The sequence below is a fragment of the Actinophytocola sp. genome (assembly GCF_045807065.1).
Taxonomy (GTDB): Bacteria; Actinomycetota; Actinomycetes; order Mycobacteriales; family Pseudonocardiaceae; genus Actinophytocola.
The window spans coordinates 22,627-34,187 of sequence record NZ_JBJMIE010000784.1; the positions used below are offsets into that span (position 1 = coordinate 22,627).

Annotated in this window: 11 protein-coding genes and 1 pseudogene; 4 read left to right on the forward strand and 8 right to left on the reverse strand. The window is 66.5% G+C overall.

Annotated features, from left to right (window positions below):
• Positions 1-32: 32 nt before the first annotated feature.
• From ACJ73U_RS45595 to ACJ73U_RS45630, 8 genes are all read right to left on the reverse strand, one after another.
• Entirely contained in the window at positions 33-815 is a 783-nt protein-coding gene (locus tag ACJ73U_RS45595; RefSeq protein ID WP_407784044.1) for a glucose-1-phosphate cytidylyltransferase, read from the reverse strand.
• A gap of 49 nt (positions 816-864) precedes the next feature.
• Positions 865-2,088, reverse strand: a complete 1,224-nt coding sequence (locus ACJ73U_RS45600; protein ID WP_407784045.1) for a class I SAM-dependent methyltransferase — start codon at positions 2,086-2,088, stop codon at positions 865-867.
• On the reverse strand, positions 2,089-3,564 hold the full coding sequence (locus ACJ73U_RS45605; RefSeq protein ID WP_407784046.1) for a sugar transferase: 1,476 nt from the start codon (positions 3,562-3,564) through the stop codon (positions 2,089-2,091).
• A gap of 286 nt (positions 3,565-3,850) precedes the next feature.
• Entirely contained in the window at positions 3,851-4,804 is a 954-nt protein-coding gene (locus ACJ73U_RS45610) for a hypothetical protein (RefSeq protein ID WP_407784047.1), read from the reverse strand.
• A gap of 460 nt (positions 4,805-5,264) precedes the next feature.
• Complete coding sequence (locus tag ACJ73U_RS45615; protein WP_407784048.1) at positions 5,265-6,482, reverse strand: helix-turn-helix domain-containing protein; 1,218 nt, start codon at positions 6,480-6,482, stop codon at positions 5,265-5,267.
• On the reverse strand, positions 6,482-6,973 hold the full coding sequence (locus ACJ73U_RS45620; protein ID WP_407784049.1) for an NUDIX domain-containing protein: 492 nt from the start codon (positions 6,971-6,973) through the stop codon (positions 6,482-6,484). Before ACJ73U_RS45620 ends, ACJ73U_RS45615 begins: the two co-directional genes overlap by 1 nt.
• Positions 6,974-7,796: 823 nt before the next feature.
• Positions 7,797-8,342 carry an N-acetyltransferase family protein gene (locus ACJ73U_RS45625; RefSeq protein ID WP_407784050.1) on the reverse strand — a complete coding sequence of 182 codons (546 nt, stop codon included), beginning with the start codon at positions 8,340-8,342 and terminating at the stop codon, positions 7,797-7,799.
• Positions 8,343-8,345: 3 nt separating this feature from the next.
• Positions 8,346-9,122, reverse strand: a complete 777-nt coding sequence (locus ACJ73U_RS45630) for a GntR family transcriptional regulator (protein ID WP_407784051.1) — start codon at positions 9,120-9,122, stop codon at positions 8,346-8,348.
• Positions 9,123-9,243: 121 nt separating this feature from the next.
• On the opposite strand from ACJ73U_RS45630, the gene ACJ73U_RS45635 reads away from it, so the two are divergent.
• The 4 genes and pseudogenes from ACJ73U_RS45635 to ACJ73U_RS45650 form a co-directional block, all read left to right on the forward strand.
• Entirely contained in the window at positions 9,244-9,498 is a 255-nt protein-coding gene (locus tag ACJ73U_RS45635; protein WP_407784052.1) for a hypothetical protein, read from the forward strand.
• A complete protein-coding gene (locus ACJ73U_RS45640; RefSeq protein ID WP_407784053.1) occupies positions 9,498-9,977 on the forward strand; it encodes a protein kilB in 480 nt (159 codons plus the stop codon). Before ACJ73U_RS45635 ends, ACJ73U_RS45640 begins: the two co-directional genes overlap by 1 nt.
• Before the next feature lie 140 nt (positions 9,978-10,117).
• On the forward strand, positions 10,118-11,074 hold the full coding sequence (locus ACJ73U_RS45645; RefSeq protein ID WP_407784054.1) for a hypothetical protein: 957 nt from the start codon (positions 10,118-10,120) through the stop codon (positions 11,072-11,074).
• Positions 11,074-11,561, forward strand: a pseudogene (locus tag ACJ73U_RS45650) (hypothetical protein); the annotation flags it as partial. The gene ACJ73U_RS45645 and the pseudogene ACJ73U_RS45650, both read left to right, overlap by 1 nt.

Sequence of the window (11,561 nt, forward strand, 5' to 3'; positions counted from 1 at the left end):
GTGTTCGTCGGGGTTCGCTCCGCAAGCTCCGCTCACGCGGGCACCTGTTCCCACAGGGCCCACGGCCGCTGGCCACGGGTGTAGCCCTCGTCGAGCATGGTGCGTTCCTTGACGGTGTCGGTCGGCTGCCAGAACCCGCGGTACGGGTAGGCGAGCAGCCGGTTGCGCTTGGCGAGTTCCACGCACCCGTCGCCGACCAGGTCGCCGCCCTCGGGGATGTGGTCGAAGACCTCCTGCCGCAGCACGAAGTAGCCGCCGTTCTCCCACATCGGCATCTCGCTGACCGCGGTGATCGCGCCGACCTTGTTGTCCTCGCCCATCTCCACGCAGTGGAACGACGACTGCGGCGGCACGACCATCATCGACGCGCCGGCCTGGGCGTTCTTGAAGCGGTCGATCATCTCCGGCAGCGGCGCGTCGGTCAGCACGTCCGCGTAGTTGGCGAGGAAGATGTCGTCGCCGTCGAGGTACGGGCGGACCCGGCGCAGCCGCTCGCCGATGGCCGACTCGATGCCGGTGTTCACGAACGTGATCGTCCAGTCGGCGATGTCCGTGGACAGCAGCCGCGGCGTGCCGTTGCGGAGCACGAAGTCGTTGGACGCCGTCTCCTCGTACTCCAGGAAGAACTTCTTGATGTGGTGCGCGCCGTAGCCCAGGCACAGGATGAAGTCCGTGTGTCCGAAGTGGGCGTAGTACCGCATCACGTGCCAGATGAGCGGCCGCGGGCCGACCATGGCCATCGGCTTGGGCACGTCGTCGGCGGCGCCGTTGCGCATGCGCATGCCGTAGCCGCCGCAGAACAGGACAACCTTCATGACGCCTCCTCGTCCCCTGAGTGCTGGTGGTTCGCTTCGCGAGCTCCGCTCACGGCTTGACCTCGACGATCTCGAGATGCGGGATGGGGAACACGAGCTTGCCGCCCCATTCGCCCACATAGGACAGTTGCGCGGTCAGCTCCGCGCGCAGGTTCCAGGGCAGGACCAGCACGTAGTCGGGCTTGTCGACCTCGATCTGCTCGGGCGGCAGGATCGGGATGCGGGTGCCCGGCGTGAAGCGGCCGTGCTTGTACGGGTTGCGGTCCACCGTGTACGCCAGCAGGTCGGGCCGGATGCCGCAGTGGTTGAGCAGCGTGTTGCCCTTGCCCGGCGCGCCGTAGCCGACGACCGTCCGGCCGCGGGCCGCGGCCTCGACGAGGAACTTCAGCAGGTCACGCCGCACCCCGGCCACGCGGCGGGCGAACTCGGTGTAGCCGGCCAGCTCGTGCAGGCCGGCGGCCTTCTCGCGGGCGAGCACGTCGGCCACCCGCTGCGTCGGCTCGCCCGCGTTCTCGACCGGCTGGGCGAGCAGGCGGATCGAGCCGCCGTGCGTCGGGACCAGCTCGACGTCGACCAGGGCGAGCCCGCCGCTCAGCAGCGCCTTCTGGGCGGACGCGACGGTGTAGTACTGGAAGTGCTCGTGGTAGATGGTGTCGTACTGGTTCAGCTCGATGAGCGTCAGCAGGTGCTGCACCTCGATCGACACCCAGCCGTCGTCGGCGACCAGCGCCCGCAGGCCCTGGGTGAAGCCGACCACGTCCGGGATGTGGGCGTAGACGTTGTTCGCGACGACCAGGTCCGCCGGCCCGTGCTCGGCGCGGACGGCCGCGCCGGTCTCGGGCGACAGGAACTCGGTGACGGTCGGCACGCCCTTCTCGCGTGCGGCCGCGCCGACGTTCACCGACGGCTCGATGCCGAGGCACCGGATGCCCTTCTCGACGACGTGCTGCAGCAGGTAGCCGTCGTTGGACGCGACCTCGACCACGAACTTCGGGTCGATCCGCGCGACCTGTGCGTCGACGAAGTCCTTCGCGTGCCGCACCCAGGAGGTGGAGTACGACGAGAAGTACGCGTACTCGGTGAACGTCTCCTCGGGTGTGATCAACGGCGGCAGCTGCGCCAGGAGGCAGTCCGTGCACAGGCGGAGGTGCAGGGGGTAGGTCATCTCCGGCTCGTCGACCTGGTCGGCCGACAGGAACAGCTCACAGGGTGGGGTGGCGCCGAGATCGACAACGCTGGCGAGGTTCGTCGAGCCACAGAGTCGGCAGTTCATCTAGTAAGCTCCCTGACCACCGAGCACGGCCCGGAAGGTCTTCCACAGGATCATCGCGTCCATCGCGAGTGACCAGTCCTCCACGTATCGCAGGTCCAGGCGGACCGCTTCTTCCCATGACAGGTCGCTACGTCCGCTGACCTGCCACAACCCGGTCAGGCCGGGCTTGACGAGCAGCCGGCGGCGCACGTCCGGCTCGTACTTGGCGCTCTCCTCCGGCAGCGGCGGCCGCGGCCCGACGAGTGACATCGAGCCGGTGAACACGTTGAACAGCTGGGGCAGCTCGTCGATCGAGTAGCGCCGCAGGATCGAGCCGACCCGGGTGACCCGCGGGTCCCTGCGCATCTTGAACAGCACGCCGGCGCCCTCGTTGACGCCGGCGAGCCGGTGCTTGATCTTGTCGGCATCGCGCACCATCGTGCGGAACTTCAGGATCGTGAACTCCCTGCCGTCCTTGCCGACCCGGCGCTGGGTGTAGAACACCGGGCCGCGGCTGTCGACGGCGACGGCGACGGCCGCGAGCAGCAGGAACGGCAGGATCAGCGTGATCAGCACGGCCGAGCCGACGCGGTCCATGACGCCCTTGACCACGCGGCGCATGCCGGTGAAGACGGGGGCGCTGACCCGCAGCAGCGGCATCCCGAGCACACCGCTGACGTGCAGGCGCGGGCCCGCGACCTCCATGAGCGTCGGGGCGACGACCATCTCGGCGCCGCTGCCCTCGAGCTGCCAGGCGAGGCGTTGGAGACGGCGCGGAGTCCAGTAGGAGTCGGCGGTGACCGCGACGATGCGGTAGCCGCCGCGCCGGACGTGGTCGGCCAGCTGGTCGAGGGTGCCGATGACGGACACGCCCTCGACCTCCATGCCGATCTCGCCCTCACCGTCGACCGTGCAGACGGCGTCCACACGCCATCCCACGTGTGGCGCGTCCTTGGTGCGTTTGATGAGGTCACGGATGGTGTCGATGCTGCCGGCGGCCATGACGGGCAGCAGGCACTCGCCTTCGTACCGTGCCCGGTGCAGCACCTGCCGGAGCAGGTAGCGGAAGCCGAGCCCGATGACCGCGGTCGCGGGTATGACGATGAACACCCAGGGTCGCGTGGAGACGACGCCGGTGGCGAGCCCGGCGAGCCCGAGTGCGACGGCCCCGGCGAACATGCCGCGGCCGAGGCGGACGTACTCCTCGGCGCCCTGGCCGAGGACCGTCGGGTGCCACGCCCGGTTCATGGCGAGCGAGCACAGGACGGTGATGACGGTCAGGAACCCCAGGGTCAGGTCCTTGAACAGGGCGGCGCCGCCAACGCTGATGAGTCCGCCCATACCGATACTCGTGAGGGTCGTCACCAGCAGGTCGCTGGTGATCACGAAGCGGCGGTAGCGGGGTTCCCAGCCGTTGACGGGCGGGTTCGTAGGTCGGTTGAGGCCCCGCAGGATGACCGATCTTCGCCGCGGAGCGCGTAGCTGTTGGTCACGCATCGTGGTCCCCCCACGCTGATGCGCGCATGCGCGCATGGCGGGTTGTTGGGCGTCCCCGAAGCCCAGAAATGGACGAATTCGCTGCGACGCAACGAATCGGATTGCCCCTCCGCTTCGTGGCCGCGTTCACTGATTCGCTTGGCCATGCGCGGCCGTTACACGGACAGTGAGTCGTTCCACTGCGTGATATTCGAGGTCACAGGCGGTCATCAAGGCGGTAACCGCTGTTACCAGCTAGGTCTTATTATTATCTGTGATCACTAGGTGATCGAATGCTCCATTCGTGTCACCAGCTGTCACTCCGGTCGCTGTAACCGCCTTGGTCGCGATAGCCGCCCCGCTCGCCGTAGCCCCCGTAGGCCTTGGGCCGTCGCGGTCGCTCCGCCGAGCGCCGGGACCTCGCCTCGGCGGCGATCCGCCGGGACTGGGCGACGGCCAGAAACCCACCGGCAACCACCGCGACCCCGCCAACGGCACACACGATCCAGGCGATGACCATGACCTTGTTGGTGAGCGCGTCGTAGAAGGCTCCGGCCAACTCGGGCTGGCCGCTGCGCGCGGACACCTCACTGCGCGCGAGGAACACGAAGAGCACGAGCAGCAACATCATCACGACGAGCCCGATACCCCCGACGATGAGGGTTCGCCCACGCCGTGCCGACAGCACGACCCCGGCGACGAGGAAGAGCACGGCGAGCACGGGCAGCAGCCAGCTCAACTTCTCGAGCAGCTTGAAGGTCGGCACGATCTGCCGAACAGCCGGCCGCGACAGCAGCTGAACGGAGGCGTCGATGGCGGGAATCTGGTCAGCGAGTGGCACACCCTCGGCGATCATCCGCTGCTTCAGCCGCGCGGCGACGTCCCCGAGATCGAGGACGATGGCGTCCCCCCGCACGCTGAGGCTGCCCCCCTGCTCCCCCCGCAACATGGCGACGACCTGCGGCTGGGCCTCCTTGTTGACGGAGACCCACATCTCCTTGAAGTCAGAACTGGCGACGAACGAGTCGACGCTCTTCTGCACCAGCGGCTGAGCCGACTCCGGCAACCCCTTGTCCGCGAGCGCCGACATGACCTGCCCGGAGACCTCCTGCTGGATAGCGGGATCATCCGCGAGCGGCGTCACAGCCGACAGATAGGTCTGCTGGTCGGTGACCTCGCCAACCAACGCCCAGGCCGCAACAGCGGGCGCGGCGAGCAGAACCCCAAGAACAACAAGGATGGTCCCGAATACGGTGCGCACACCGCACCCTACCGTCCGGTGGCCAGGGGCGGGATCGAACCGCCGACCTACCGCTTTTCAGTTCGCCGGAAGATCGTTCACCGGAGGTTGCTGGCCGATGCCACCCAGCTCAGGGACGTTTTCCACCTCTCCTGAACGGGCCTGACCTGACCTGTACTGAGACCCGCAGTGAGACCCGGCTAGGCCGCAGTTCGTCACTCAGAAGAACGGCTGTACCAGGAGGAGGGCGAGGTAGGAGGGCACCTCCCAGACGCCTGCCAAGCCGAGTGCCTCAGCGCTCCCCCTCCTCCTGGTACAGCCGTTCTTCTGTGACCCTGTGACAGAAAGTTGGTGTGGGGAGACCGTAAGGAGTCATGTTGTCACTCCCCTGTCACCGTTGTTTTCGCTGGTCACGCATGGTCGAGTGACAGGGTGACAGCTGTGACACCCGTGACGGGTCCACCGGTGTCACTCGTTGAGGTCAGCCGACGACGCCGTAGTGAGCAGCCAGTGCAGCGAAGCTCTCACCTCGCCGGCGTGTCGCCCGGTCGACGAGTGTGCGCATGGTGCTGGTGCCAAGCGGCTGGTACCGGACCCAGTCCGGTGCTAGGTCGCGAGCCTCGGAGAGGTACTCAAGCGCGCGCTGGTTGTCGCGGAGCGCGGCGGCTGCGGCGGCGAGCATGAGACGGTGTCCTGCCTCCCAGAACGCTGGCACTTCGCCTTGGGCGTCCGGCACGTGTTCGGCCAGGTGCAGCGCCTTTTCTGGGTCTCCGGACAACACGGCGAGGTCAATAGCCTGGAGTACGGCTACACGTGGGCCGAAGATGGCGGCTTCGGAAGCATGATCGGTACCCGCACGTACAGCGGCAGACTGCGCAACGGCCAGCAGGTCGTTGGCCCGCTCAATCTGGCCTGACCTGCTAGCCGCCGACGCCGCGTTGAACAGCAGGTTGCCGAACACGCCGGCACGCCTCGGGTCACGGTCGAGCATGCGCGGTTCGATCTGCTCAGCTGCCCGAACCGCCACACGTTCGGCGTCCTCGGTTCGACCCTGCCGGACCAGTGTCCACACGAGGTAGCGGACCGAGATTGCCGTCTCAAGATCCGGCGAGTCGGACACACGCGCGGCGCGCAGAGCGCGTTCGGCGGACGTCCAGGCAAGGTCATCGAGCCCGAATCGGCCAGCGAGCCCGGCACCAAGTCGATAGGTCGTCGACAGGACTCGGTGCGCTGCTGCCTGTAGGTCGTCGTCCTCGGCGTCGTGGGCGAGTCGTCGGGCGTCGATCAGCAGGGTTGGCAGGGCGTGTAGGAGTTCGGCGTGGCGGCCGTCCACATAGGCACGCCACGCACTGTGAGCTGACTGGGTCAGCGTCGTCAGTGGGAGCAGCTCAGCCGGTTCGGCGAAGTCGACAAGCCCGGGGATCTCCTCGCTCGCGGTGATCGCCTGACGCAGTGCGGCCACGTTCGCGGCATCAGCACCATGTGCCTGCATGATCCCGAGCAGCACTCCAGGAGAAACGCCAAGCGCCGTTGCGAGCTTGTTCACGGTGGATGGCCGGGTCGTCTTCCGCTCGTACCGCTCGATTCGCGCAATCGTGTCGACGGCCACCCCGGCAGACGCGGCCAGCTGCTCCTGCGACAGGTTCCTCGCCTTGCGGAAGCGGGCGAGGTTGTCCGGCAGCGACCACGGCGCAGACATCAGGCCGGCTTCCCTCGCTCACACATCAGGGTCACCCCGGCGGCGGACGCCTCAACGGCGGAGGCGATCCGATCGGCGAGCAGCGGCTTGACTGCGGTTCGAAACTCATCGGTTGAGCACAACTTCGCTGACACGATCTCGGTACCCAGAACAAGGCTGTTGAGCACAGTCGCGTCGATGACCCCACCGTCGAACACGAACCCGAGCCGCTCAGGAAGCGTGTCGTTCTCGGCCGGCACGAAGTCGATCACCAGCAACCGGCCGCATGGGCGGACGAGCCCGATTTCCTCCTGAAGTTCGCGGACGGCTGTTGTCCATGGGGCCTCGCCGTCCTCGACAACGCCGCCTGGGATCTCCCAGCTCGGCTTGTAAGAGGGCTCTACGAGTAGCACTCGGTCGGCGTCGTCGCGGAGCAGGACACCGGCCGACATGCGCTTCTGCGGCAGCTGCGCCACGTACTCGTCATATGGCAGAAGCTCCAGTTCAGCCACGTCCCGCCTCCTCGTCCTCGACAAGCTACCTGTTGAGGCTACCTCTCGGGCCACCAGTAGCCGTTCCCTGCTTGAGAGGCAGGGTTCGGATCTCAGGTCATTTCGATCAGCTGCCTTGGGGCGGTGTTTTCGCTGGTCAAAGCATCCGACACTGGGTTCATGGACAGTTCGGCGGATGGCGTCTCATGAGTACAGACTGCAAGTACGTCCACGGCCTGGAAACCACACTCGCCGACCTGATCGCAGAGCTTCGTCACCGCGGCTTCTGGCTGTATCGGTGGGGCCGTAACGACGATCCGGCGCTTCTGGCGATGGTTAGGCGTTGGCCTGGCCGTGAGATCGACGTCGTCCTCCTTCGGGAGGACGAATCGGCGTCCGGGTATCGCTCGCTCTACTTCGACGAGAAGAGCATGTTCCGACCCGAGTTCGTGAGCTGGCAGTACCACCATCAGGACGCACGGTGGGTGTTTCGTGCGGTCTACGCCCTCCCAGAACCCGGCACTTCAGGTGCACCCAGCCATGTGGAAGTCCCCCGCCATGGCTGTCGAGTCCCGGATGACCTGCCAGAACCCCTAGCCATACGTCCCCTGGGGAGCCGGTGATGTGGGATACGTGGCTTGTCGTTGCGCTGCTTCTGGGTGCCTCGATCTTCTGCATCGTCAGAACCACATTGGAGGTACGCGAACACGGTCGCGGAGATTTCTGACGATGCCTGATGATCGTCTACAGCGGATACAGGGACTCCCCTAGAGCCCCGCTCCGGGGGACATGCGACGGCACCCACCCTTCCTCCCCCGGGTGGGTGCCGTCCCTGTCACCTACCTCAAGCCGCCGTGGTCAGACGCTTGGGAAGAGTGGAGTCAACCTCCGCAGGAACCTCGAACAGCGCGCCTGACCATCTATCCGCCACGTCAACCGTACGGACGTGTCGCGCACCGATAGATCGGTAGTAGTCCTGCAATTCAGGATTGGTGCGCCAAGCGTCCCAGCGGACGGTATCCAAGCCGAGTCTTGCGGCGTGATCCTGAACCCATCGGATCATGAGCGCGCCAAGGCCCTCGCCGTGACGGTCGAGCTTGGACGCCATTTTGTTGATGTAGATCGCGCGTTCTCGCAGCTCCTCGGGAGTCCAGAAATCGGGATCACCATCCATGCCCAGCGTGATGGTCGCGATAGCTTCGCCGCCGTCTTCCAGTAGCCACGTCTCACCACGTTCGATGTTGTTGGTGAGGCGAGTTCTGAACGTGCTGCCGGTGCTCCACTGGTCGCTCCCCCTAACGCGCAACCACTGGATACGGGCGTCAAGCAGCGCCATGACTGTGTCGAGGTCGCTCCGCTCAGCCCTGCGCATGACGTATGGCTTGGCCATGCCTCACTTCCCTAGGTTCTTCTGGCGTTCGAAAAGCATCACGTGTTTCGATCCGATCAGAACGTTCACCGTGTGTCGGACTGGTCGATCGTCGGTGGTGTATCCAGTTACGTGGTGAACTAGGACTGGCGCTGTTGCCGGTAGGTCCAGTCTCGATGCTTCGTCGGGAAGGGACATGCGAGACTCGATTTCATCGATAGCGCGCACCTGTTCGTAACCGAGATCGGCCAATGCCTGATTTGTACCGCGCGCCACGTCGGCAGGGTTAACGATCTCGGAGCCTTGAACAAGTTCGAGCGGATAGAACGAATCGTTCAGGTTGAACGGCTCGCCGTCCAGGTACCGCACACGCCGCCGCGCCACCACCAGATCATCCTCGCCAAGCTCAAGCCGTGTCGCCACCCGCGCGGGTGCTTTGATGATCTCCACGGTGATCTTCTGGGAAGGCTCACGTCCCAGGGTCGTTTGCTCCTCCATCCAGCGGTCCATCTCTGGGCTTGCCGGATGCGGACGCCACTCCGCCTGTGGGCGGTAGTACATCAGCTCATGCCCGCGCACGAAGTACCCGCGTGGTCGTGACGGTCGGATCAGTCCTTCGTTCACCAGGACGGTCAGGCCCTGCCGAACGGTGGCGCGTGCTGCGTCGAACCGCTCTGACAGCTCCTTCTCGGTTGGGAGTTGGGCGCCGGACGGAAGCTCGCCAGAGTTGATCATCTGTCGAAGCCAGTCCGCCACCTGCTGGTACACGGGCTTGGACGACTCAGTTGCACGCGGTGCCATGTCGTCAAGTCTCCCCTGGCCAGAGCGCATTGTCTAGTCAATCTATACGAAGGGCTTGACACATGCAGCGTCAGTCCACATTCTATATATTGTCTAGTCAATACAGACCATGGAGGAACTGATGGAAGCGGACGAGGTCGACAGCAGGGTCTACCCGGACGGCTTGACCATCACGGACATCGACCGGCTGCTGGGTGAAGCTGCGGTGTTCTGGTCGTTGCCGTCACTCGCGACGACAGCCCTGCTGGACGGGAGCGCGGCTCAGCGTCGGGAACGTCGGACGGTCAGGCGGGAGATGGGGGCTGTCGTTCGCGCGCTCCCCGCTCGATCGCCGCAGGTCCAGGCAAGCGCCACCCCGTCGGGTGAGGTGGCGTGATGTGGTCGAACGTGATCGCCGTGTTGGGCACCCTGGCCGGCTGTTTGCTGACCGGCGGTGTTCAAGCCCGAGTGGCGCGGATCGAGCGTCGGGAGATCCGGTGGGAAGCCCGGCGGACCGCCGCGTTGGACGCGGTGACTGCGCTGGTCGAGGCGCTGGCCAATCACCGGACCGCAATGTTCGTGCTGGAGGACCGGCGGCTGTCCGGCGCCGATGCCGACGCGGTGGAGGAGGCGCTACAGGCCAGCCACGTCACCCGCTCAGCGGTGACCAACCCTCTGACCCGGCTCTGCATCGTCACCCCCGGCCTGGCCAAACCGGCACGGCAAGCGGCCAAGGCCGCGTACGCCATGCGTCAGTCGACTGACGCGGACGTCCTGGAGGCCCGGCGCCGGGGTGCAGTCGAGGCCAGTGACCGCCTGGTTAAGGCGGCAGCAGAACTGTTCGCCGCCGTCGGTGGCGTGGTGGAGGTGGCGTGATGACCCAGCACCAGCACTCGCAGCCACCCAATCCCGAGACGGACATCCGATCCGAGTTCACCCGGCCTGGCGCTCACTCCGCCAAGAACGCGCGCCAAGCCGGGGCTCCCAACCACCTGCAAGGAAGTGGAGAGGCCCCGATGGTAGGCAACAACGCCAGTCCGCGCCCAGGGCCGAACGGCCCGCAGGACGCCCAGCACCAGCCGTTGACCCAGGCGGACAAGCTGACCCAGGACGCGGCGGAAGCGTCGCGGATTCGGAAGCTGTCGACGCACCCGGACGTGATCGCGCTGCGGGTGGAGAAGGTGCGCACGCAGGTGGACCGTCTGATGTGGACCGGCCTGCTACTGGGCCTGGCGTTCACCATGGTCAACGTCCAGACCTTCGCCGCCGCCGGTGCGCTGGTGTGGTCGCTGCCCTGGTTCGCCGCGTGGCTGCTGGACCCGATGGTGTCCCTGGTGCTGGTCGCCGTTCTCCGTGCGGAGCAGATCACCGCCCGCTACCAGGTGCAGATGCGTACTGAGACGCTGGGGCCGTGGGTGGCGCGCACGAAGCTGTTCGCGTTCCTCGCCACCTACGTGATGAACACCTGGCAGTCCTGGAGTCACCTGCACGTGTCCGGGATTGTCCTGCACTCAGTGCCGCCGGTCATGGTCTACCTCGCTGCTGAGAGTGGTCCGATCCTGCGCGACCGGCTTACTGAAGCCGTGCTGAAGGCCGCCCGCACCAGCGCGCCGGACACCATGACGCAACCCAGCCGGCCGACGGTCAGCGGCGATGCAGCGCCAGCGGAGGAAGTGAACGTCACCAACCGCGGGGCCTCCAGTGCACGCAAGCCTGCCCGCAGGACGAGCAAGCCGCGCCGTGCCGGTCGGACGTCGCGGGACGAGTACCTGAAGCTCGCCCGGTCGGCGTACGGGCCGGACGTGGTGGTGACCCCGGCGTGGGTGCGTGAGGCGGTGCCGGGCATCTCGCGCGGTACGTCTCAGGTCGTGTCCGACGCGCTGAAGGCTGAACTCGCCGCCGCGCAGACCGTGACCATCACCCCCGCTACCGACCAGACCCAGACCGTTGAACTGCCGGGGAGGGCTGCCTGATGACCACGACAACCAACGGTACGGCCGTGCCCCTGAACGGCGTCCCGAACGCCGCCACGAACGCCGCTGTGAACGAGGCCGTGAACGCTGACACGAACGGCACGGTGAACACCCCCGTGAACGGTGAGACGGCCGTTCGCGAACGGGCGGACACCGCGTACGAGGTCGAGTTGGACGAAGGTAGCCCGGCCGCCGCGCCGGTGCCGGTGGACACCACCGCGCCGGTGCCCGTGACGGTGGCTGAGGGCACGCGGCGTCCGATCATCCCGCCGCAGCTACTCCCGCAGAACCTGAAGGTCACGATGCGCCGCGCGGGTGGCCGGGCGGTGCACGTTGCCGGGTTCCACGCGGTCCGTTCGCCCTGGTACCTGGCCAAGCTGACCTACCATGCCGCGCGTGGTCTGCTGCGGGTGGTCGGTGGTCAGATCCGGTGGTGGTGGGTGCCGGGTGCGTACGCGATGGAGCAGCACGCCGCGAACACCAACCA